The organism is Sphingomonas sp. EC-HK361 (assembly GCF_902498785.1).
Classification (GTDB): Bacteria; Pseudomonadota; Alphaproteobacteria; order Sphingomonadales; family Sphingomonadaceae; genus Sphingomonas.
Map to the genome: position 1 here is coordinate 1,421,682 of NZ_LR701494.1, position 22,446 is coordinate 1,444,127.

The window sequence follows — 22,446 nt, forward strand, 5'->3', positions numbered from 1 at the left end:
GGAGAGGACAGAATGAGTTATCGTATTGCTTTTAACTTCGAGGACGGCGTCACCCGTTTCATCGACTGCAACGCGGGCGAGAAGGTATTGGACGCCGCCTATCGCCAGAAGGTCAATCTGCCCATGGATTGCTCCGACGGCGTGTGCGGCACCTGCAAGTGTCGCTGTGAACAGGGCGACTATGACCTCGGCGACGACTATGTCGAGGACGCGCTGACCGCCGAGGAGGCTGAAGAGGGCCTCGTCCTCACCTGCCAGATGGTGCCATCCTCCGATTGCGTGATCGACGTGCCGGTGCCTTCCACCGCCTGCAAGCTCGTTCCCACCGAGCACGGCGCGCAGGTGAGCGCGGTCGAACTGGTCTCCGACAGCACGATCGTCCTCAAGCTCCGGCTCGACAAGCCGGAAGCGCTCGACTTTTTGCCCGGCCAATATGTGAATATCACCGTGCCGGGCACGGATCAGCACCGTTCCTATTCCTTCAGCTCGAAACCCGGTGCAGCCGAAGCCAGCTTCCTGATCCGCAACATTCCTGGTGGGCTGATGAGCGGCTGGCTTGCGACCGAGGCCCAGCCGGACGCGCGGATCAGCTTCGTTGGTCCCAACGGCAGCTTTTTCCTGCGTGCGGGGACGCGGCCCCTGCTGATGCTGGCGGGCGGCACGGGCCTTGCGCCCTTGCTGTCCATGCTCGAGGTCCTTGCGGACGAGGGTACCGACCAGCCCGTCCATCTGGTCTATGGCGTGTCGAAGGTTGCCGACCTCGTCGAGATCGAACGCCTCGACGCGCTGAAGGACAGGCTCGCAACCTTTACCTACGTGACATGCGTCAGCCAAGATGTCGAACACCCGCGCAAGGGGCACGTGACCGACCATATCGAGGACGAAGCGCTCCACGCGGGCGACTGCGATGTCTATCTCTGCGGGCCGCCGGCCATGGTCGAGAGCGTGCGGCAACTCCTGCGTGACCGCGGCGTGACGCCGGCAGGCTTCTATTATGAGAAGTTCGCCCCGACCGAACTGGTGACGGCATGATCTTCCCGGATCGTTTTTCGGGCAAGGTGCTGGTCGTCACCGGTGCTGCCCAGGGTATCGGGCGCGTGGTGGCGGAGCGCGCCGCGGCTGAAGGGGGCCAGGTGCTGTTCGTCGACCGGGCGAGCTTCGTGACCGAGGTCGCCGATGGCGCAACCGGAGAAACGGCAGGCCATGTATGCGATCTGGAAACTTATGACGGCGCAGCATCCGCCCTCGCCGCCGCCGTCGATCGGTTTGGCGGGATCGATATCCTCATCAACGGGGTGGGCGGCGCGATCCGGATGCGGCCCTTCGCCGAATTCGAGCCTGACCAGATCGAGGCCGAGATCCGCCGTTCGCTGATGCCGACACTGTGGTGCTGCCATGCCGTCCTGCCGCACCTCCTGGCGCGAGGCGGCGGCACGATCGTCAATATATCCTCCAATGCGACACGCGGCATTCACCGTGTGCCCTATTCCGCAGCCAAGGGCGGCGTGAACGCGCTCACGCAAAGCCTGGCCATGGAATATGCCGCGCACAATATTCGCGTCGTCGCAGCGGCGCCGGGCGGCACGCAGGCCCCGCCCCGCCGGGTTGCCCGCAACCCGGATGGCGATAGCGCCGACGAGCAGCGGTGGATGGCCGAGGCGGTTCGCCAGGTCACCGATTCTACCTTCTTCAAGCGCTACGGCACGATCGACGAACAGGTCGGACCGATCCTGTTCCTCGCTTCGGACGAAGCATCCTATATCACCGGATCGGTCCTTCCCGTCGCCGGTGGCGATCTCGGATAGGGCACATCATGGCAAACAAGATATATGCAGACCCGGCGTCCGCGCTCGCGGACGTGCTGTTCGACGGCATGACGATCATGTCGGGCGGCTTCGGCCTTTCGGGCAATCCGGAAAGCCTGATCCCCGAGATCCGCAAGGCGGGCGTGAAGGATCTTACGGTCATCTCCAACAACGCCGGCGCCGACGGGTTCGGCCTGTGGATGCTGCTGGAAAGCCGACAGGTGAAGAAAATGATCTCCTCCTATGTCGGCGAGAACAAGCTGTTCGAGCAGCAATATCTCTCTGGCGAGCTCGATCTGGAGCTGAACCCGCAGGGGACGCTGGCCGAGCGCATCCGCGCCGGCGGCGCGGGCATACCCGCCTTCTACACCAAGACCGGCGTCGGCACGGTCGTCGCCGAGGGCAAGCCGGTCGATATCTTCGAGGGCGAGGAATATGTGCGCGAGACCTGGCTGCGCGCAGATCTCGCCATCATCAAGGCGTGGCGCGCCGATCAGGCGGGCAACCTCATGTTTCGCAAGACCGCGCGCAATTTCAACCCGAACATGGCGACCGCCGGCAAGATCACGGTGGTCGAGGTCGAGGAGATCGTCGAGGCGGGCACGTTCGACCCGGACTGCATCCATACCCCCGGCATCTATGTCGATCGCATCGTCAAGAGCACGATCAACGAGAAGCGCATCGAGAAACTGACCACGCGCCCCCGTGAGGCGACAAAGGGGGAGACCGTCGCATGAGCTGGACCCGCGACGAGATGGCCGCGCGCGCCGCACAGGAGTTGCGCGATGGCTATTATGTGAACCTCGGCATCGGCATCCCCACGCTGGTCGCGAACCATGTCCCGGCGGGCGTGAACGTGACGCTCCAGAGCGAGAACGGCATGCTCGGCATCGGCCCTTTCCCCTATGAGGGCGAGGCCGATCCGGATCTCATCAACGCCGGCAAGCAGACCATCACTGCCCTGCCGACCTCCAGCTTCTTCTCGTCGGCCGACAGCTTCGCGATGATCCGCGGCGGCCATATCGACATGGCCGTGCTCGGCGCCATGGAAGTGGCGGCGAACGGCGACCTCGCCAATTGGACCATCCCCGGCAAGATGGTGAAGGGCATGGGCGGCGCCATGGACCTGGTCGCCGGCGTCAAGCGCGTCGTAGTGGTGATGGACCATGCCAACAAGGCGGGCGAGCCCAAAATCCTGACCGCATGCACCCTGCCGCTCACCGGCAAGGCCGTGGTCGACCTGATTATCACGGACCTCGCCGTCATCGCCTGCGACAGGAAAGCCGGTGGGCTCCGTCTCGTCGAGCTGGCGCCCGGCGTCACGCTGGACGAGGTGAAGGCAAAGACCGGCGCTTCGCTCGACACCAGCGCCTTAGACAGGCAAGCCGCGTGATGGCCGAGGCCTTCCTCTGCGATGCGATCCGCACGCCGATCGGCCGCTTCGGCGGCACGCTGGCCGCCGTCCGCGCCGACGATCTCGCCGCGATCCCGATCAAGGCGCTGGCCGAGCGCAACGCGCATGTCGACTGGCAGGCGGTGGACGATGTGATCCTCGGCTGCGCCAACCAGGCGGGTGAGGACAATCGCAATGTCGCGCGCATGGCGACCCTGCTCGCCGGACTGCCCAAGGAGATCTCCGGTTCTACCGTCAACCGGCTCTGCGGCTCGGGGCTGGACGCGGTAGGGCTGGCTGCGCGCGCGATCCGCTCGGGCGACGCGCAATTGATGATCGCGGGCGGCGTCGAGAGCATGAGCCGGGCGCCCTATGTGATGGGCAAGGCCGACACCGCCTTCTCGCGCGGCCAGAAGATCGAGGACACCACGATCGGCTGGCGCTTCGTCAACCCGGCGATGAAGGCCGCCTATGGCGTCGATTCGATGCCCGAGACGGGCGAGAATGTCGCGCAGGAATGGGGCGTCAGTCGAGAGGATCAGGATGCTTTCGCGGTCCGCAGCCAGGAGAAGGCCGCCGCCGCGCAGGCCAATGGCCGGCTCGCCGCCGAGATCGTGCCCGTCACCATCCCGCAGAAGAAGGGCGACGCCATCGTCTTCGCTCACGACGAGCATCCCCGCACGACGACGCTTGAGGCATTGGCGAAGCTCAAACCCGTCGTCCGCCCCGACGGCACGGTGACGGCGGGCAACGCCTCGGGCGTCAACGACGGCGCCGCCGCGCTGCTGATCGCGTCGGAGGCGGCGGCGAAGGCGAACGGCCTCACGCCCCGCGCGCGCATCGTGGCGATGGCAGCGGCGGGCGTGGCGCCGCGCGTGATGGGCGTCGGCCCGGTGCCCGCCGCGCGCAAGCTGCTCGCGCTGGGCGGGCTCACCATGGACCAGCTCGACGTGATCGAGCTGAACGAAGCCTTCGCCAGCCAGGCCATCGCCGTGCTGCGCGATCTCGGCCTTCAGCCCGACGACGAGCGCGTCAACCGCAACGGCGGCGCCATTGCGCTGGGCCATCCGCTCGGCATGTCAGGGGCGCGCATCGCGCTCACCGCCGCCGAGGAGTTGCACCGCACCGGCGGCCGCTATGCTATGGCCTTCATGTGCATCGGCGTGGGCCAGGGCATCGCCCTGCTGCTGGAGCGGGTGTGATGAGCGATTTCATCACTGCCGGCGATGGGTGCCGCATCGCCTACCGGCTCGAGGGCCCGGAGGCCGCACCGGTCCTGCTTCTGTCCAACTCGCTCGGCACCGCCATGGAGATGTGGGCGCCGCAGATACCGGCGCTCGCACGGTCCTTCCGTGTCCTGCGCTACGACAGCCGCGGCCACGGCCAGTCCGATGCGCCGGCCGGCGCCTATTCGATGGACCGGCTCGGCCGTGACGTGATCGAAATGCTCGATGCGCTTTCCGTTTCGAAAGTCCTCTTCTGCGGGCTGTCGAAGGGCGGCATGGTCGGCCAGTGGCTCGGAATTCGCGCGCCCGAACGGCTCGAGCGCCTCGTGCTGGCCAACACCTCGCCCTTCATGGGGCCGCCTTCGTCGTGGGACAGCCGGATCGCGGCCGTGCACCAGGGCGGCCTGGCAGCGCTCGTCGACGCGGTGCTGGACCGCTGGTTCACGCCCGCCTTCCTCGCGACGCCCAAGGAGCAGATCGCGCCGGTGCGCGCCATGCTCACCGCCACCGATCCCGGGGGCTATGCGGGCTGCTGTGCCGCCATTCGCGACATGGACATGCGTCCGATACTCGGCCTGATCGCCACGCCGACGCTCGTAATTGGCGGCTCCGAGGATCCGGCGACGCCCCCGCCCCATTCGGAGCTGCTGGCGCGCGCCATTCCGGGCGCACGCCTTGAGATGCTGCCGGCCGCCCATCTTTCCAATGTCGAGCAAGCGGAGGCTTTCACCGCCGCCGTCCTCGACCATTTCGCTGCGTAAAAAAGGGCATGAAAATGTCGATTCTCCTGGAGGACGCCCACCTCGACGGAAGGCTGTTCGACGGCGCCTGGCAGAAGGCCGCCGCGTCCTATCAAGTGATCGAGCCCGCGACCGGCAACGCGCTTGGTCGCGCGGGACAGGCGGACGCGGCGCTCATCGGCGTGACGGCTGCGTCGGCGCTTCAGGTAATGGCACAGCGATCGGCGGTCCTGCAAATCGGGAAGAATTCACACATTGGCAGTGGGTGACGATCAAGAATGCCCCTCCAGCCTCTCCATTCTGAGCCCAGGTCCGGAACACCTCTTCCAACTCCATAACGATCCGGCTGAGGGCCGAGCCAGCCGCTAGTCAAAAGGTCCTCAGTAGCGAGGTTTGGCCGAGGCAGCGTCCCAATCAGGTGGCCTGATCGAGCCGCCAACCATTCAGAGCAGACAACAAAAAGCAATCAGGAGCCTGTCAATGTCTACCAAAGAGTTCGATGTGGTCATCGTAGGCAGTGGCGCTGCCGGGTGCGTTGTGGCCGATTATCTCGCCCGTCACACCCGAGCCAGCATTGCGGTCATCGAGGCAGGCGATAAGGATCGTGATCCGATGATCCATATCCCTGCGGGATATTCGAACATCCTCGCGCATGACCGGCATGTCTGGGCCTATGATACGGTGCCGGTCCATGGGACGCCCCGGCGCTTTCGCATGGGCAAGGTCGTCGGGGGCGGCTCCTCGATCAATGCCATGTGCTACGTTCGTGGTCAGAAGCAGGATTTTGACGCCTGGCAGGCTGCCGTCGGCGATACAGGAGACTGGTCGTGGGACACGATGATCCAGGCCTATATCGAGCAGGAAAAGAACGACACCTTCCACAATGCCCATCATGGCATTCACGGAGATCTGTCCGTTGAACTGCCCAAGGGCATCAACGAGCTGAATCAGCGATGCATGAAAGCATTCCAGGAATATGGCCTTCCCTACAACGCGGACTATAACGGAGACTTCCAGAACGGTGTTTCGCCCGTTCAGACCAACACGCTCAACGGCAAGCGTTGCAGCGCTGCGGTCGCGTATCTTCACAGGCATGTAGACAGTGGGCGAGTGAAGCTGCTTACCGGCTATACGGTTACGAAAGTGCTGTTGGACGGGACACGCGCAGTCGGTGTCAGGGCTCTCAACGGAAAAAACGAACAGGACATCCGCGCTGACCTCGTGATCATGTCTGCGGGTGCGGTGCAATCGCCGAAGATTCTGATGCACTCGGGCATCGGGCAAAGGGAGCAACTCCAGAAATTCGGGATCGAGGTGAAGGTGGATCTGCCGGGCGTTGGGGAAAACCTGCACGATCACCCGATCATTCCCATCACTGCCTATGTGAAGGGGAAGATGGGCTATCAGCATTCGGCCCATGGCATCGGCTCCCTGGTCGCAGGGATGCGTTATCTGCTGACCCGTGACGGCCCGGCGTCGGGCAACGGGATCGAAACGGTGTCCTACTGGAACCCGCTGGACCTGGACAGCGAGGAGCCCACGGTACAATGCTACCACGAGCCGATCATCGCTGCGGACGGACTGAACCCCACCGGCTCGCGCTCCGGGGTGACCTTTGCCACCGTCGTGTTGCAGCCCAAAAGCCGGGGCTGGGTGCGCTTGGCGGACAGCGATCCGACGTCGATGCCGCTCATCAACCCGAATTTCATCGGTCACGAATATGATCTGAAGGTCGGCATCGACGCAGTGAAAGCTGTGCGCAAGGTGATGGAACAGGAATCGCTTGCCGAAGTCGTGGACGAAGAGGTTCTCCCCGGAAAAGATAAGCAGAGCGACGAGCAGATCGGTGAGTTCGTGAAAAGCGTGGCCACCACCATGTGGCACCCGGTGGGCACCTGCCGAATGGGCCTCGACGAAGGCGCTGTGGTCGACGCCCGGCTCAAGGTCAGAGGAACAGAACAACTGCATGTGATCGACGCGTCTATTATGCCGACAATCACGAGCGGCAACACGAATGCGCCAACGCAAGCACTGGCCCTGCACGCCGCCAAAATGTTGGTTCAGACCTATTTTCGCAATATCGGAACAACCGGTCGGGCGGCGTAGGGCTGCCAGTTGGCAATCAAACACGTGGGAGAGATCGCGCCGATCGTTGAATGGCCTGGGGAGCCTTGATGGCACTCGTCACGCAACCATCGCGCGCGATCATGGACTTCGAGTTGGTGCGATGGCTGGCGGCAGCAGGACCTTGTGGGCAGCCTGTCAGCCCAAGGGATAATGGGTCATAGATGGACGACAATTTCTATCGCAGCGCACTCGACTACCACCGGCATCCCAAGCCCGGCAAGCTGGCGATCGAGCCCACCAAGCGGATGGTCAACCAGCGCGATCTGGCGCTGGCCTATTCGCCAGGCGTCGCCGCGCCTTGCGAGGAAATCGCCGCCGACCCTGGCAAGGCGCTCGATTACACCGCGCGCGGCAATCTGGTTGCGGTGATTTCCAACGGGACGGCCGTGCTGGGGCTTGGCGCGATCGGCGCTCTTGCATCCAAGCCGGTGATGGAAGGCAAGGCCGTCCTGTTCAAGAAATTCGCGGATATCGACGTGTTCGACATCGAAGTCGATACCACAGATCCCGACGCCTTCGTCGATGCCGTCGCGCTCCTGGAGCCGACGTTCGGCGCCATCAATCTGGAGGATATCAAGGCGCCTGAATGCTTCTCGATCGAAGCCCGCCTTAAGGAACGGATGAACATTCCCGTCTTTCACGATGACCAGCATGGCACCGCCATCGTGGTCGCGGCGGCGGTGCAAAACGCGCTGGTGCTCCAGGGCAAGCCGCTGAGCGACGCGAAGCTGGTAACCTCGGGTGCAGGCGCTGCGGCGCTGGCCTGCGTTGACCTGCTGGTTGCGATGGGCCTGCCTCGGGAGAATGTCACTCTGACCGATAGAGACGGCGTGATCCATGCGGGTCGCGAGGGCATGCTGCCCAATATGGCGCGCTATGCGCGAGCCACCGATGCCAGGACCCTGCCCGAAGTGCTGCCTGGCGCGAACATCTTTCTCGGCCTGTCCGCGCCGCATGTCCTGAAACCCGAATGGCTGTCGCTGCTGGCGGATCGGCCCCTGATATTTGCGCTGGCCAATCCCGAACCGGAAATCCTGCCCGAGACGGCGCGTGCGGCACGCCCTGACGCGATCATCGCAACGGGCCGATCGGATTATCCGAACCAGGTCAACAATGTCCTGGGCTTCCCCTACATCTTTCGCGGCGCGCTGGACGTGGGGGCAACGACCATCAACGAACAGATGAAGATGGCCGCCGCCGAGGCCATTGCCTCGCTGGCGCGCCTGCCCGCGCATGAAAGCGTCGCCCAGGCCTATAGCGGGCGCAAGCTCGCGTTCGGCCCTGACTACATCATTCCCACCCCCTTCGATCCCAGACTCATTTCAGAGATCGCCCCGGCGGTCGCCAGGGCCGCGATGGACAGCGGGGTGGCCCGGCGCACCGTCGATCTTGAGAAGTATCGCCGCGCATTGGCTCAACAAAACCTGCGCTCGGCGCAATTGCTGTTGCCGGTGTTCGAGGCGGTGCGCGGGCGTCGCCGGCGCGTGGTCTATGGCGAGGGCGAGGACGAACGCATCTTGCGCGCAGTTCAAGATGCCCTGGATGACGGCATCGTGCAGCCAACACTCATCGGGCGGCGGCGCATCCTGTCGCAGAAGCTGCCCGAGTTGGGCCTGCGCTTCGAATTGGATCGTGACGTCACCGTGATCGATCCCGAAACCGATCACGAAATCATCGAACCCCTCGCCGAAGCATACCGCATAATCGCCGCGCGGCGCGGTGTTGCATCATCGGAAATCCTGCGCCACGTCTACCGGCGTCCTACGGTGACCGCAGCCATGTTGCTGCGAACCGGGCGCGTGGATGCCGCTCTCGTGGGCGGCAATGCCGAGTTCTGGGGCCAGGTCGAGCATGTCCTGCGCATCATCGACCTCGTCCCGGGCGTGCAGCGGGCCTACGCCTTGTCCGGGCTCATTCTCGATGCCGGAGCCCTGTTCATCACCGACACCCATATGGTGCCTGACCCGACGCCCGAGCAGATCACCGAAATGACGCTACTCGCGGCGCAGCGCGTTCGTCGGTTCGGACTTGTTCCACGGATCGCCCTGCTCTCGCATTCCAACTTCGGAGCCTCGCACAGTCCGAGCGCGCGCAAAATGCGTGCAGCTCTGACGCTCGTCCAGAAGAAGGTACCGGAACTCATCGTCGATGGTGAAATGCACGCTGATGCCGCGCTCTCGCATCGTCTGCGCGAAAGGCTGGTTACCGACAGCCCGCTGAAAGGACCGGCGAACTTGCTGGTAATGCCCAATCTCGATGCCGCCAACATTACGTTGACGGCGCTCTCCGCTTCATCGAATTCGCCTGTCGTCGGTCCGATGCTGATGGGCCTCTCCAGGCCGATTCATGTTCTTACCCCCAGCGTGACGGCGCGTGGCATCCTCAATCTCACGGCGATCGTCGCGACCGATGAGATGCAGAACACTTAGCAGCGCTACGACCGGCAAAGACACGACCCGCACAGGCAGAGGCCGTGATTTACCGCTGACGACGATGGCGAGATTGTGTTTCCACTGGTGTACCCGAGCCGACCTCTATGCCTATCCAGCCCTTGAACGGAGTTTTACGATATGCAGGAGAAACCATTCGATCCAGCGTGCTCAGTTCCAGACGTCCAGGCAGTTCTCAAAGCGATGGGTGATTGGCTCGAAAGGCCGTCTCTCGTTCTGGCCGGGTGTATTGCAGGAACAGGGTCAGTTCTATGACTTCGCCGATATCGACCAGGCGGTCGCGGACTGCGAGAGCGCCAAGACCGTCAAGCCCATCCTGCGTCTCGAGTAATAACCCTTGGGCGGCCGCCATGCTGGTACCGATGCGCGCCGGCGAGCGGCTTTGACAGGATCGGCTCTTGCGGTGATGCTCCTGACATCCATGCCCCGTGTGGCTTCAGCCGTCTTCGCTTCTCGCCTGGAGGAGCGTCTCCAGGTTGGATTCCACCCAGTCGGCGAGGTCTCGTACCTTAACGGCCGCCTGCATGCCCATCGGCGTAAGCGTGTATTCCACATGCGGCGGGACGACGTTGAAGGCGCGCCGCTCCACCATACCGTCCTTTTCGAGCAGCTGAAGCGTCTGCGCCAGCATCCGCTCGCTGACCCCGCCGATCCGACGACGCAGTTGGCTGAACCGCATGGTTCCAGGGAGCAACGCGATGAGCGCCAATATGCCCCACCGGCTGGTGAGATGGTTGAGGATCTCGCGGGAGGGGCATGCGGGCGTCAGAACATCGCCGCGTAGGAGCCTGTCGGGAAGGGTTTTCCGCTCCGATGGTTCGGACGTGCGGGCGGACTTTTCGAGCGCCATCCTAAACTTACCTTTTTGTATGTACTTACCAAGAATAATGGCGGACGCTATATCGAGGCAAGCCCTCCTACCCTGATTCAACGCGGAGATATTTGCCATGACGATCGCAGTAACGGCTGCAGCCGGCCAGCTGGGCCATATTGTCATCGACAAGCTCAAGCAGAAGGTGTCTGCCGGCGATCTTCTCGCCCTGGTCCGCCGACCGGAGCAGACTGAGGTTCTTGGGGTTGCTGCCCAGCCGATCGACTATTCCGCTCCTGCTACGCTCGATGCGCCTCTCCGCGGCGTCAACACCCTGTTGCTGATCTCCTCCAGCGAGATCGGCAAGCGAGCCGTCCAGCACGCCAATGTAATCGCGGCCGCGAAGAAAGCGGGGGTCGAGCGCATCGTTTATACGAGCGTGCTTCACGCGGACGTGTCCAGCTTGAGCCTGGCGGACGAGCACCGGGCAACCGAAGCCGAACTGAAATCGTCGGGTCTTGCCTACACGCTCCTGCGCAACGGTTGGTATACCGAGAACTATACCGGCTCCGTCGGCCCTGCGCTGACCAACGGCGCGCTGATCGGCAGCGCGGGTGATGGCAGGATATCCTCCGCGACCCGGGAGGACCTTGCCGAAGCCGCCGTCGCCGTATTGACCACTCCGGGTCATGAGAACATGACCTATGAACTGGCCGGCGACGAAGCCTGGACCCTGACCGACCTTGCGGCCGAAATATCGCGACAGACCGGCAAGAACATTCCCTATCATAATCTTCCCGCAGCCGATTACGCCGCAGCGCTCGAAGGTGCCGGTTTGCCCAAGGAGTTGGCCGCAGCCATCGCTTCCTATGATGTCAGCGCCTCGCAGGGCGCGCTTTATGGATCGGAGCGCACCTTGTCGCAGCTCATCGGGCGTCCGACGACGCCGCTGGCAACGAGCGTTGAACGCGCGCTCAAATCCCTCTGAGCGACATGCTTGGGCATCATTTATCTGAAACTGACAGCAACGACGCCGGCGCGCCGTTGCGCTTCAACGGAGATTGACGAGATGCAGGCAAAACCCTTCGATCCGGCGCGGCTGGCGCCCGACGTCCGCGCGGTCCTGGAGGCGATGAACGAATCGGGTGCGCCGCCGCTCGATACTCTGCCGATCGCTGAGATGCGCGAAGCATACAAGCAGATCGGCGCGACATTGGGCGGCGAGGTGCTGCCCGTCGGCGAGGTACGCGACATCAAGGCCATGGGGCCCGCGGGAGCGATCCCGCTGCGCCTCTATGTTCCGCAGACCCCCAGTTCGCCGGGAGCCGCAACCGTGTACATCCACGGCGGCGGCTGGTCGCTCGGCGACCTGGACAGTCACGACAAGGTCTGTCGGCGGCTCGTCCACAATAGCGGCGTGACCGTGGTTGCGATCGGCTATCGTCTGGCGCCCGAATATCCTGCTCCTGCCGGCCCCGACGATGTCGTGGCCGCTATCCGATGGCTCGCGGAGCATGCCGGCGAGTTCGCTCTGGATCCCCAGCGGCTTGCCGTTGCGGGCGACAGCGCCGGGGGCAGCCTTGCCGCCGTCGCGACGCAACAACTGCGCGACGAGGTTCAGTTTCGCGCGCAGGTGCTGTTCTACCCTTGCGGTGATCTATCCCCGACCGGCTGGGCATTTTCGTCTCGGGTCGAAAACGGCAATGTGCCACCACTGACGCTGGACGCGATGCACGCCATGTCCGATCCTTTCGTTTCCGATATCGATCCTCGCGATCCAAGGGTCTCCCCTCTCCTCGCCTCCACCTTCGATCGCTTGCCGCCGGCGCTGATCTTCAGCGGGGAATGCGACGCGCTCCGCGATGACGGTCGCCTGTACCGGGACGCGCTCCAATCGGCCGGTGTGCCGGTGGACTATGTCGAAATTCTCGGCATGGTGCATGGGTTCATCGAAATGGCCGGCGTCCTGAACACAGCGGTCGAGGCTTCCGAACGCGCGGGAGCCTTCCTGCGGCAAAACCTTTCTTAGCAAGGTCTCTGAAAGCGTCTACGATTTGCTAGCCTTGACCAAGCCACGGCTTAAGCATCGCCTCGCTCCGGTCCCACAGTCCCCTGGCAATCGATCCATCGTCTTTGAAGCCCACCTTCATCGGCTTCCCGTTCGCATACATCCCGCCACATTCCCAATCGCTGCCCGGGGTTCCCTCGGCAAGGTCGACCAGACCGGTTGCCGCCTTCTCAGGGCTTATCGTGATGAGGTACTTCAGCGGCGTGTGATAGATAAAGCGCATGAAATGCGTGGTGTCGCTTGCAAAGCTGGAGCGGACGACGCCGGGATGGAACGCCACGGCGGAAATGCCGTCCGGTCGGTGCCGACGATCGAGTTCCCTGGTGAACAATATGTTCGCCAGCTTTGCCCGGCCATAAGCCTTCTGCGGTGCGTAGTCGCGCTCGTTGTTGAGGTCGCTGAGGTCAAAACCGCCGCCCCACATGTTCGCGGCTTCGCTTGCGGTCTGGATGACGGTGGAACGACTTGCGATCAGTTCGGGCATCAGCAGCTTGACCAGAAGGAACGGCGCGAGATGGTTCACCTGAAAGGTTTTCTCGAACCCGTCCTCGGTCAGTTCGCGGTTCCCCATGATACCGCCCGCATTGTTCGCGAGCACATCGATGCGATCATAATGTTGCAGTTCGTCCGCCAGTCGCTGCACATCACCAAGCGTGGCATAGTCGGCCAGATGGAAGGGCACAGACAGTTCGCGGGCCATCGCCTCGGTCTTCGACCGCGAACGGCCCACCAGGATGACGGTGTGGCCAAGCGATTTGAGCTTCCGCGCTGCTGCCGCTCCAATTCCATCGCTGGCTCCGGTTATGATGATGGTCTTCTGCATTGGTCGGTTCTTTCTTATGGAACGATCGGTTTCGCGATGGCTGGATCGGGTCTAGCCACGCGGGCTGCGGCATATGATCTGCACGGCCAGACGAATTCCTGCCCGATATGCATTGGGCGAGGCGACTTCATGCTTTATGCCGACCGAGGCGTGGACGAGGTGCTGCGCCAGCTCGGCTGCCGAAAGCTTTTCCGCTTTCCATCGATCCGCAACCTGCGCCACCGACAGGGCTTCGGTGACCTCGGACAGGAGCGTCGTTTCGAACGCTCCGACCGCAAGCGGGCAACGTTTTCGGCTCTCCTCTATGAGTTCGTCCAGCAATGGAGAGCCAATGCCTGCGCCGTGCGCGACCTCGAATGCCTCGGCCAGCCTGTCTTCAATGCTGCAATCAGCCCGCCGGAGCGCCCGCCGCACCGTACCGCCCGCATCGCGCAGGTTCCCTGCGACCATCGCCTCGAAGATGGAATCCTTGCTGCCAAAATGCAGGTAGAGACCTTGCCGTGACAGGCCGGCCGCCTGCGCGAGATCCTTCATCGATGTCTTGGCGAAGCCGTACCGGAGGAAGACCTCAAGCGCGGCCGTGAGGATCGCGTCATACGTGTCGCCGGGCTCGGTGTTCATGGGTCTCTCTGCGGCGGGCTCTTCAGAAACGGGCGGCCCTCTGATTTACAGATTTGACATATTTAGTACGATTGTCAACCGACGTGCATGGCGAGCTGTGGCATGCCAAACCTGCGTCCGGGATCATTCACGGAGCCGGCCATCGAAGGCGACACGGGCAGCTTTGATCATGTCCTGATGGGCGCGAGCCCATTTTCCCAGCGCGGCAACAGGTTTCTGCAACGAGCGCCCGAGCGGCGTGAGCGCGTAGTCGACGCGCGCCGGAACGGTCGGCGTCACCGTCCGCGTGACGAGACCGTCCCGTTCCAGCCCACGAAGCGTCAAGGTCAGCATGCGCTGCGAAATGTCTGGCACCAGACGCGCGATTTCCGAGAAGCGACGAGGCCCGCCGGCAAGGCTCATAATGACCAGCACGGTCCATTTATCGCCAATCCGCTGCAAGACGTCTCGCGTGATCTCGCAGCCCTCGGCCACCTGCTGGAGCTGATCGCTGACATCGCTGTTCGGGACTATCATGCATGTGCCTCCTTGCAGCCGTTCGAGGAACTTACCAATATAGCGTCACTTCCTTTTTGTAAGCCGGAGGCTGCCTCATGACGCTGAATGTAGGAATCATCATCGGAAGCACGCGGCCCGGCCGCAATGGCGAAGCGGTAGCGCGTTGGGTCCATGAACTCGCCTCGCAGCGCAAGGACGCCGCCTTTCATCTCGTCGATATCGAGAGTTTCAACCTGCCGGTGCTCGACGAGCCGTTCCCGCCGTCGCTGCGGCAACCCTTCACCAAGGAGCATTCCAAAGCCTGGTCGGGCGCGATCGCACCGCTCGATGCCCTCGTGTTCGTGACGCCGGAATATAACCATTCGACCTCCGGTGCGCTCAAGAACGCGATCGATTTCCTGTTCTACGAGTGGCACGACAAGGCTGCGGGTTTCGTGAGCTATGGCAGCACGGGCGGCGTTCGCGCCGTCGAGCATCTGCGCGGTATCGTCGGAGAATTGCACATCGCGGATGTGCGTTCGCAGGTCGCGCTATCGCTGTTCGACGACTTTGAGAATTTCTCCACGTTCAAGCCGCGCGACGTGCAGGCGACCGCACTCAATACGATGCTCGACGAGCTGCTTGGCTGGGGCGGCGCGCTCAAGGGCTACCGAGAAGGCAAGCAGGCGAAAGCCGGCTGACCCGATCACGGGGTGCGTTTCGAAACAGGGAGAGACCATGACCGAACGGACGATCGTCAACAAAGGCGTCGCGCGGCGCGAGGACAATCACGACCTGATCACCCGCATCCCGCCGGTGACCATGTCTGGCCCCACGCCTTTCCTGCTGATCGTCCATCACGGGCCGCAGGTCTATCCGCCGAACAATCATGGCCTGCCCTTTGCGCCCCATCCACATCGGGGGTTCGAGACGATAACCTTCGTCCGCACCGGCGCGCTGCTGCACGAGGACAGCCGCTCGTCGCCCAGGATTGTTCATGGCGGCGGCGTGCAATGGATGACGGCCGGCTCGGGCATTGTCCACAACGAGTCCGCCCCGCCAGCCTTCAGGAAGGACGGCGGACCGCTCGAAGTCCTCCAACTCTGGCTCAACCTTCCCTCGGCGCTCAAAGACGCCCCGCCGCATTATGTCGGGCTCGAGGCTGAAGACATCCCGTCGATTGAGATCGATGGCGGCCGCGCCACCGTCAACGTCGTCGCGGGTCGCTTCGAGGACACCATGGCTCCGATCCGTTCGCTGACAGACGCGACAATGCTCGTCGTTGACCTAGCGCCTGGTGGAACGGTGGTGTTGCCGGCGCCGGAGGGACGCAGCCTCTTCCTCTACGTGATCGAGGGGGACGTCATCATCGGCGGCGAAAGGGTCGAGCAGTATAGCCGCGTGATGTTCGGCGATATGGGCGACCGCGTCACCGTGACGTCGACTGATGGCGGAACGATCATCTACGGCCACGCCCCGCCGATCAACGAATCCGTCGCTGCGCGTGGCCCTTTCGTCATGACCACGGCCACTGAACTCGTACAGGCCGCGCGCGACTATCAGGCAGGGCTGTTCGCATGAATTGAACAGGGGCGCCGGAAACCAAAACCCTGGCGATGCGCACAGTCTTGGCTTCCCGTCTGTACTGCCCCCTCAAGGAAGCGACGCCTGGCGAGGGCCGACGGTGATCAGAAGAGCACGAGGCCGGTTACCGCCTGACCCTGGTCGTACAGCACCGTCCGTTCCATGGTCTCAAGGTCGATGCGATAGACGCGGCCCGACAGGTCCGACACATAGGCGACATTGTCACCAGGGCAGAGCGTCAGGCCGATCGTTTCCTCAAAGCCGCGAACCAGAACCTCGTGCCCTTCCAGGCCGGTAGCCGTGATGCGGGCGCGGTTCAAGGAGTTGCCATCGGGCTCAGCGCCGCGATCGGTCCAGTAGAGCAGGCCCCGTTCCTCGTCGATTTCGAGATCGATGGGTTCAGGAAGCGCGTCCACGAGCAGCTCGATGTCGGACCGGTTCCAGGGCTGCTCACCTTGGGCAAGCTCAATGCCGGCGCGGAAGATACGGCCGAGACCTGCTTTCTTGGGCCCCTTCTGGGTCCAGTAGAGCTTGCCGTGCGCGGCATCGAGCGCGATGCCGACACATTGGTCGAGCTTGTCGCGGGGATAGGCGCCTCCCCTGCCCCGCTCCACCAGCGTTTCCAGCCCGCTCCCGTCGACCCTGCTGCGCATGACCCGGCCGCCTTCGCGGTCGCACCAGTAGAGCATGCCGGCGTCATGATCCAATTGGAGCTGCTTGGGCGTGTAGATCGCGCCGTCGCCGACCAGCTGGGTATCGCCAGTGCCGTCGAGGCGGCAGCGCCGGATGGTGCCGTCCGGCTCGAAGAAGTCCTCGCCTTCGCGATGGGGGCCCATGTCGGTCCAGTAGAAATAACCTTTTGCCGCATCGACCTGGATACCGTCGGGGTGGCCGACATTCTCCACCGTCAGGAGGATCTTGCCGCTCTCACGCTCAATCACCACCAACTGCCGCTTGTAGACATCCAGCAGGGCCAGACGGCCCTGCGCAGCCGTGTATTCGTTCATCTCACATCTCCGATTGCAACCGACCCTGCCTCATCTGGCGGGCGGCGAGGATCTCAGCGCGCGAGCCATTCAGCCTTGCCCGAGCCGCGAGGCACCAGCGGCGTCGCGTAGAAGCCGGGCGTGCGGGACATCCGAACCTGGTCGGTGACCCCCTGATAATGCCCACATGGCGTGTCCGCTTCGAACAGCTCGGGCGCGAGATATTCATGATCGCCGGCAGTGCCCGCGATCGCAGCGGCATAGGCCTTGTCGAAGATGCCCATGTGCAGGAGCCAGATCGACAGCCGTGCGAGCGAGATCCGGATACGATAGCTGCCGCCCTCGGTCGCGCGGCGTTGAAGCGCAGCCGCGACGGCAACGCTGGCGATCCACGACATGGCGTAGTCGTTGACGACGAATATCTCGGTCAGCTGCGGCCGCTCGGGCGTGCCTTCGCGGGCGAACACGCCGCTGACGCCGCCGGCATTCTGGTCGAAGCCGATACGATCCGCCCAGGGACCGCGCCAGCCATAGAGCGACATGTCGACATGGATGAGGCCGGGCTTGATTTCGGCGAGCTGCTCGGCCGTCAGGTTGTAGCGACCAAGGAAGCCCGGGCGCCGATTGGAAAAGAAGAGGTCGGCATCGCCCAGCAGCGCCTTGAAGCGCGTCATCTCGTCGGCGCGCTTGAGATCCATGGTCGCGGACCGCATTCCGACGTTCGCCGTGTAATAGGTCAGGTCCATCTCGAAGTCGCCCGGTCCCCACAGGTTGAGGACGTCCGCGCCATGATAGGCGAGAGCGCGGCCCAGGCCGGCGCCGGCGATCACCCGGCCAAGTCCGAGCGCCCGGATCCCGTCGAGGGGCGTTCGTGGATCGGCGGTGAACGGAACCGGATCGCTGTCGCCGATCTTCGTGATCTCGACGAGTGGCATATCCTTCAGATAGCCGAACTGCTCGGTCTGCGTGAATTCCTCGGCGGTGCGCACCAATGTCGCCTGCAGACCGGCCTGGTTGAAACGCTCCTCGAGCGCGAGCCCGTCATGCTCGCGAACCGCGGCCGCGATGGCGCTGACGCTGTCGCTGCACCCGAGCAAGGCGAGCGCCGCCGATTTGGTCCGGGGATAGATGTTGAGCAACTGCAGCCAGCGGCCGTCTCGCGTCTGGTACATGTGGCTCGGCATGAACGGATTGGCCGGGTCGGACGGTGTACCCGGCGCATATCCGTTCAGCATCTCCCACTTCTTGTCGTAGAAGGGGCATAGCCGGTGGAGCACCTGGCGCAGGTCGACCGACAGGTCCTGTCCCTCGCCGGTCCGCGTCTTCCAGATCCCCGCGAAGGCCACCGCCTTGGCCATCAGCGACACGCCCGCCATGGTGGCAAGCGGCCAGGGGCTGGAGATGATCGGGTCCTTGCCGGAGAATGTGACCGTTCCTCCGGCGTCGGTGGGGTCGAGACCTACCCCGTCCAACACCTCCCGCAGCTCCCTGGCGGGATCGATGCGATCGTCGGATGTGAGCGGCGCCGAGAGCGCCGCGGCAATGCGGTCCTGGATCATGCTGGTCATCACGTCATCCAATGTCTTGAGAGAGAAGCTCAGGGCAGCTGAGGAGCCTGGGCCTTGAGGGCGAGGAGTTGGATCAGCGTGTCGTCGCGCTCCTCCTGGAGCGTTGCGAGTTCCCGGCCGCTCAATTCGTCCTCGACGCCCTGCATCGCCTCGGTCTTGACCTTGGGCGTGAAGGAGAGGTCGCCGAGATCGCGCCACCAGGACTCGATCGGCGGTCCGAGATGGTCGATCACATGGCCGATACCACCGCTGCCGCCTGACAGATGGAGGTTGAGGAACGGTCCGAGCAGCGCCCAGCGCAGGCCCGGGCCATGCGCGATGGCGGTGTCGATGTCGGACACCGAAGCGATGCCCTGATCGACCAGGTAGAAAGCCTCGCGCCACAGCGCCGCCTGCAGCCGGTTGGCGACATGGCCCTTGACCTCGCGCCGGATATGGATCGGCTTCTTGCCGATCGCGCGATAGAAATTGATCGCCCGTTCGACCGCCTCGTCGGAGGTTTCCTTGCCGCCCACGACCTCGACGAGCGGGATCAGATGCGGCGGGTTGAAGGGGTGACCGAGCACGACCCGCTCGGGATTGCGCGCGCCGCCCTGGATGTCGGAGATGAGAATTCCCGACGAGGAGGTGGCGATGATCACGTCATCGGCGACGGCTGCCGAAATCTCGGCGAGCAGCGCGCGTTTGACGTCGACGCGCTCGGGTCCGTTCTCCTGCACGAAGCCGACGCCGGCCAGCGCGCTCACGGGGTCGGCATCGAAGGTCAGCCGGTCCTGGGACGCGCCGGGCGCGAGCCCGATCTTGACGAGCGCGGGCCAATATTGCGCGACGAGATCCCGCAGCTTCTGCTCGGCACCGGGCGCGGGATCGGTTGCGCCAACGTCAAATCCGCGAGCCAGATAATAAGCCGCCCAACTGGCGCCGATGACGCCGCAACCGACGATGCCGATTTTTTGAGGTGTCGCCACGATGATTTCTCCGTTTTGCTTGCGCAGATCTCGACGAGATGCGGACAAGCCTAAAAAATGTTCGAGGTGGGCGGGTGTCTGATTGGCGATGTCCACCCATCTCTTGCGCCAAATCTATGCCTGCGTTGCCAGACACACCAAGACTTGCTAGCGCTACAAGCTATGCTCAGGAGGCATGGTTGGAACTGCGCCACATCCGATACTTCGTTGCCGTCGCGGAATCCGGAAGCGTCAGCACGGCAGCGCGATCCCGGCTGCATACCTCGCAGCCGTCACTGAGCCGGCAGTTGCTCGAGCTTGAAGAAGAGCTGGGCGTGAAGCTCTTCGAACGACGGTCTCGTGGCGTGGTGCTTACCGATCCGGGCCTCGTGTTCCTGGAACGAAGCCGGCGCGTGTTGAAAGAAGTCGATGACGCGGCTGCGGCGGCCAGAAATACTCCGGCTGTGTTGAGGCTGGGGGTCCTCCCCGGGCTTGAACTGTCGACACTGCCCAGGGTGGTCGAACTTGCCCGGAAGCATTCCCCCGAAGCGGAAATTCGCGTGATGAGCGCCTCATCTCCGCGACTGATCGAGGAGTTGCGCGCCGGGAACATCGATATGGCTTTCATGCGTCAGGACGAAGACGCGGTGGATATCCATTTCGAGATTGCGGGCTATCACGGCCTCACCGCCTTTCTGCGCGACGACCATGCTCTGGCTGCGAAGCCCGAGCTCGTCTTCGAGGACCTGATCGATCAGACCTATGTGTCAGTCGGGCGTCGGTCCGCCCCGGCTCTGCGCGTGGCCATCGACGCCTGGGCGCAGCGCAAGGACCTGCCGCTGCGCCCGGTCCACACGGCCGCCAACATTGCCTCGGCGCTGTCGCTCATCCTCACGGTCGGAGGCTTTTCGCTTTTGCCGAAATATGCCGACCAGCTCCTGCTCCCGCGCGTCATCACGCGTCCTCTCGTCGACGGACCTTCCCCAATCCCGCTCATGATCGGCTACCGGCCCAAGAACGCATCCCGCTCCAGGCATTTGATGGAAGCTGTGCGAAAAGGGTGGCGGGCCTAGTCGTACAGCCCATGCCCGGTGGTCGGCTCACCGGCCACGATCATGCCGGGGGTCTGCCCCGCGCATCATCAGCCTGGGCAGTTCGTATGTCAGTGAGCGAAAGAGCTCCGCTCAGCATCATCGTGCCGTTACAATAGCGAACGGGATGACAGCAGATTGCTATGCTGCCCGTTTGCCGCTCGCGGATTTCTTGCCGATCAGCTCGAGAACCATTTCCGCCAGTTCGTCGATCTTTATGTCTCCGTCAGGATCGTACCAGGTGTGGGTCCAGTTGATCATCCCGAAGAGCAGCATGGTCTGGACGCGTGCCCGTTTCGGGTCGCCGGCCAGACCCGGGGTGAGAGCGGTGAGTAGCTTCTGGGTCACTTCGACCACCTGGCGCTGCTTGCTCACGATCGTTTCACGCATTGCGTCTGGCAAATGCGCCAGCTCGTTCAACAGCACTTTCTGGCGGCTCGCCGCGCCCATATAGTGGCGCAGGAAGGCATGGATCAGCCTGTTGAACTGGTCGGCGGCTCGCCCGCCTTCCCGGGCCACCTGATGGGTATCCTCCACGAGCTGATCGATGTGCGAAGACATCACCTCGTAAAGAATATCCTCCTTCGAAGGGAAATAATGGTAGATGAGCGACTTGGACGTCTGGCACGCTGCGGCGAGATCGGAGAGGGATGCGCCGGTGAAGCCGCGCCGAGCAAAGAGTTCGGCTGCCTTGTCGACGATCGCTATGCGGCGCTCCTCATAATCCGGGGCCTGGGTGCGCGCCATCAATCCGTCCAATCCACACAAGAGTATAAGAACCGACCCTATTATCCGGATCGGCCCGAAATTCTCAAGCAATGATTGACCGGCCGGTCGGCCTCGAGAGGACGGCAGCTGCTGCAAGCGACCAATAGCCATTCCAGACGGGATCGACCGGCCACATGTGCGCCTTGCCCGATGGCCCCCGTCACCGGACCAGGGCCTTGGCCATCAGCCGCAGGACATTGCCGGCCAGACCGGATCGCGTCGTTCGCGGAAGGCCGCGATGCCCTCGGCTTTCTCCGGACCGGCGAGCAGTGCAAGAAAGCGCTGGCGCTCGGCGCAGAGATGCTCGCTCAAGGAACGATCCGCGGCGTCTCTTATGCTGGCCTTCGCAGCCTTGAGCGCGCGAGGTGCGCGCGAGGCGAGCTTGCTTGCAAGGGTCAGCGCATCGGACAAGGCCTCGCCGTCCCGGGCCAGCCGCGCGATCAGCCCGAGATCATATGCGCGCCTGGCGTGGATCGGCTCGCCCGTCAGCACCATATCCAGGGCGGCGGCCCGTCCTACGAGGCGCGGCAGGAGCGCAGTGCCCCCTGCCCCAGGGATGATCCCGAGATTGGTTTCGGGCTGGCCGATCCTGGCATTTTCGGCCGCGACAACGATGTCGCAGCGCAGCATCAGTTCGCAGCCCGCGCCGAGGCACCAGCCCTCGACCGCCGCCACCAGCGGTTTGGGGAAGCCCGCGATACAGGCCCAGGCGTTCCAGCGCGGCCCGGCGATCGGCTCCTTTCCGTCGGAGCGCTCCAGTTCCCCAAGATCGGCACCCGCCGCGAATACCTTCTCGTTTCCGGCAAGGACGACACAGCGAATGGTATCATCGTCGGCCGCGCCCATCAGCTCGCGGGCGATCATCTCGAGCAGAGGCGTCGCGAGAGCGTTGCGGCTTGCCGGCCGGTTGAGGGTCAGCAGCAACACGCCATCGGAAGGCCGCGACGCGAGCAGCATGGGG

The 22,446-nt window shown here is 63.6% G+C and carries 24 protein-coding genes; 15 read left to right on the forward strand and 9 right to left on the reverse strand.

The features are described 5' to 3' along the window. The first annotated feature begins 12 nt into the window (after positions 1 to 12). The 10 genes from benC to BOS5A_RS14310 all read left to right on the forward strand — a co-directional run bounded on the left by benC (position 13) and on the right by BOS5A_RS14310 (position 10,072). Positions 13 to 1,032, forward strand: a complete 1,020-nt coding sequence (gene benC / locus BOS5A_RS14265) for a benzoate 1,2-dioxygenase electron transfer component BenC (RefSeq protein WP_070156403.1) — start codon at positions 13 to 15, stop codon at positions 1,030 to 1,032. Next, positions 1,029 to 1,805, forward strand: coding sequence for a benzoate diol dehydrogenase BenD (gene benD / locus BOS5A_RS14270; protein ID WP_070156404.1), 777 nt, complete (start codon positions 1,029 to 1,031; stop codon positions 1,803 to 1,805). Before benC ends, benD begins: the two co-directional genes overlap by 4 nt. 8 nt (positions 1,806 to 1,813) lie before the next feature. Then, positions 1,814 to 2,542 (forward strand): CoA transferase subunit A, encoded by a 729-nt coding sequence (locus tag BOS5A_RS14275; RefSeq protein ID WP_070156405.1) that lies wholly within the window; start codon positions 1,814 to 1,816, stop codon positions 2,540 to 2,542. Continuing rightward, positions 2,539 to 3,198, forward strand: a complete 660-nt coding sequence (locus BOS5A_RS14280) for a 3-oxoacid CoA-transferase subunit B (protein ID WP_070156406.1) — start codon at positions 2,539 to 2,541, stop codon at positions 3,196 to 3,198. The genes BOS5A_RS14275 and BOS5A_RS14280 overlap by 4 nt, the downstream gene beginning before the upstream one ends. Continuing rightward, positions 3,198 to 4,400, forward strand: a complete 1,203-nt coding sequence (pcaF, locus tag BOS5A_RS14285; protein ID WP_070156407.1) for a 3-oxoadipyl-CoA thiolase — start codon at positions 3,198 to 3,200, stop codon at positions 4,398 to 4,400. Before BOS5A_RS14280 ends, pcaF begins: the two co-directional genes overlap by 1 nt. Then, complete coding sequence (gene pcaD, locus BOS5A_RS14290; RefSeq protein ID WP_070156408.1) at positions 4,400 to 5,185, forward strand: 3-oxoadipate enol-lactonase; 786 nt, start codon at positions 4,400 to 4,402, stop codon at positions 5,183 to 5,185. Before pcaF ends, pcaD begins: the two co-directional genes overlap by 1 nt. 14 nt (positions 5,186 to 5,199) lie before the next feature. Further along, positions 5,200 to 5,433: a hypothetical protein gene (locus BOS5A_RS14295; protein ID WP_070156409.1), complete on the forward strand. Its 234-nt coding sequence runs from the start codon at positions 5,200 to 5,202 to the stop codon at positions 5,431 to 5,433. A gap of 211 nt (positions 5,434 to 5,644) precedes the next feature. After that, entirely contained in the window at positions 5,645 to 7,270 is a 1,626-nt protein-coding gene (locus BOS5A_RS14300) for a GMC family oxidoreductase (RefSeq protein ID WP_070156410.1), read from the forward strand. 182 nt (positions 7,271 to 7,452) lie between these two features. After that, entirely contained in the window at positions 7,453 to 9,720 is a 2,268-nt protein-coding gene (locus BOS5A_RS14305) for an NADP-dependent malic enzyme (protein ID WP_070156411.1), read from the forward strand. A gap of 208 nt (positions 9,721 to 9,928) precedes the next feature. Beyond that, entirely contained in the window at positions 9,929 to 10,072 is a 144-nt protein-coding gene (locus BOS5A_RS14310; protein WP_171905851.1) for a hypothetical protein, read from the forward strand. A 105-nt stretch (positions 10,073 to 10,177) separates the two neighbouring features. Here the strand turns inward: BOS5A_RS14310 and BOS5A_RS14315 are convergent, their stop codons facing one another. Next, on the reverse strand, positions 10,178 to 10,591 hold the full coding sequence (locus tag BOS5A_RS14315; protein ID WP_070156441.1) for a winged helix-turn-helix transcriptional regulator: 414 nt from the start codon (positions 10,589 to 10,591) through the stop codon (positions 10,178 to 10,180). A 97-nt stretch (positions 10,592 to 10,688) separates the two neighbouring features. Here BOS5A_RS14315 and BOS5A_RS14320 point away from each other — a divergent pair, with 97 nt between their 5' ends. Both BOS5A_RS14320 and BOS5A_RS14325 read left to right on the forward strand, forming a co-directional pair. Beyond that, the gene (locus BOS5A_RS14320) at positions 10,689 to 11,540 is read left to right on the forward strand and encodes an SDR family oxidoreductase (protein WP_070156412.1); all 852 of its coding nucleotides are present in this window, start codon (positions 10,689 to 10,691) and stop codon (positions 11,538 to 11,540) included. A gap of 81 nt (positions 11,541 to 11,621) precedes the next feature. Then, the gene (locus BOS5A_RS14325; protein ID WP_070156413.1) at positions 11,622 to 12,581 is read left to right on the forward strand and encodes an alpha/beta hydrolase; all 960 of its coding nucleotides are present in this window, start codon (positions 11,622 to 11,624) and stop codon (positions 12,579 to 12,581) included. A gap of 28 nt (positions 12,582 to 12,609) precedes the next feature. On the opposite strand, the gene BOS5A_RS14330 is transcribed toward BOS5A_RS14325, so the two are convergent. The 3 genes from BOS5A_RS14330 to BOS5A_RS14340 all read right to left on the reverse strand — a co-directional run bounded on the left by BOS5A_RS14330 (position 12,610) and on the right by BOS5A_RS14340 (position 14,580). After that, the gene (locus BOS5A_RS14330) at positions 12,610 to 13,443 is read right to left on the reverse strand and encodes an SDR family NAD(P)-dependent oxidoreductase (protein WP_070156414.1); all 834 of its coding nucleotides are present in this window, start codon (positions 13,441 to 13,443) and stop codon (positions 12,610 to 12,612) included. 51 nt (positions 13,444 to 13,494) lie between these two features. Further along, positions 13,495 to 14,064 (reverse strand): TetR/AcrR family transcriptional regulator, encoded by a 570-nt coding sequence (locus tag BOS5A_RS14335; protein WP_070156415.1) that lies wholly within the window; start codon positions 14,062 to 14,064, stop codon positions 13,495 to 13,497. Positions 14,065 to 14,187: 123 nt separating this feature from the next. Beyond that, positions 14,188 to 14,580 carry a winged helix-turn-helix transcriptional regulator gene (locus BOS5A_RS14340; protein WP_070156416.1) on the reverse strand — a complete coding sequence of 131 codons (393 nt, stop codon included), beginning with the start codon at positions 14,578 to 14,580 and terminating at the stop codon, positions 14,188 to 14,190. Between the two features lie 77 nt (positions 14,581 to 14,657). Between BOS5A_RS14340 and BOS5A_RS14345 the strand changes: the two genes are divergently transcribed. Next, positions 14,658 to 15,242 (forward strand): NADPH-dependent FMN reductase, encoded by a 585-nt coding sequence (locus BOS5A_RS14345; RefSeq protein WP_070156417.1) that lies wholly within the window; start codon positions 14,658 to 14,660, stop codon positions 15,240 to 15,242. A gap of 37 nt (positions 15,243 to 15,279) precedes the next feature. After that, positions 15,280 to 16,122: a pirin family protein gene (locus BOS5A_RS14350; RefSeq protein WP_070156418.1), complete on the forward strand. Its 843-nt coding sequence runs from the start codon at positions 15,280 to 15,282 to the stop codon at positions 16,120 to 16,122. A gap of 107 nt (positions 16,123 to 16,229) precedes the next feature. On the opposite strand, the gene BOS5A_RS14355 is transcribed toward BOS5A_RS14350, so the two are convergent. Genes BOS5A_RS14355 through BOS5A_RS14365 form a run of 3 tightly spaced genes read right to left on the reverse strand, consistent with a single transcriptional unit; the run spans position 16,230 to position 19,743 of the window. Next, on the reverse strand, positions 16,230 to 17,132 hold the full coding sequence (locus tag BOS5A_RS14355; protein WP_070156419.1) for a hypothetical protein: 903 nt from the start codon (positions 17,130 to 17,132) through the stop codon (positions 16,230 to 16,232). Between the two features lie 53 nt (positions 17,133 to 17,185). After that, positions 17,186 to 18,679 carry a CoA transferase gene (locus BOS5A_RS14360; RefSeq protein WP_070156420.1) on the reverse strand — a complete coding sequence of 498 codons (1,494 nt, stop codon included), beginning with the start codon at positions 18,677 to 18,679 and terminating at the stop codon, positions 17,186 to 17,188. Between the two features lie 29 nt (positions 18,680 to 18,708). Then, positions 18,709 to 19,743, reverse strand: coding sequence for a 3-hydroxyacyl-CoA dehydrogenase NAD-binding domain-containing protein (locus BOS5A_RS14365; RefSeq protein WP_223806527.1), 1,035 nt, complete (start codon positions 19,741 to 19,743; stop codon positions 18,709 to 18,711). Between the two features lie 83 nt (positions 19,744 to 19,826). Here BOS5A_RS14365 and BOS5A_RS14370 point away from each other — a divergent pair, with 83 nt between their 5' ends. Then, a complete protein-coding gene (locus tag BOS5A_RS14370; protein ID WP_070156422.1) occupies positions 19,827 to 20,699 on the forward strand; it encodes a LysR substrate-binding domain-containing protein in 873 nt (290 codons plus the stop codon). Between the two features lie 159 nt (positions 20,700 to 20,858). Here the strand turns inward: BOS5A_RS14370 and BOS5A_RS14375 are convergent, their stop codons facing one another. Both BOS5A_RS14375 and BOS5A_RS14380 read right to left on the reverse strand, forming a co-directional pair. Continuing rightward, on the reverse strand, positions 20,859 to 21,464 hold the full coding sequence (locus tag BOS5A_RS14375) for a TetR/AcrR family transcriptional regulator (RefSeq protein ID WP_070156423.1): 606 nt from the start codon (positions 21,462 to 21,464) through the stop codon (positions 20,859 to 20,861). Between the two features lie 204 nt (positions 21,465 to 21,668). Next, positions 21,669 to 22,442: an enoyl-CoA hydratase-related protein gene (locus tag BOS5A_RS14380; protein ID WP_070156424.1), complete on the reverse strand. Its 774-nt coding sequence runs from the start codon at positions 22,440 to 22,442 to the stop codon at positions 21,669 to 21,671. Positions 22,443 to 22,446: the final 4 nt, after the last annotated feature.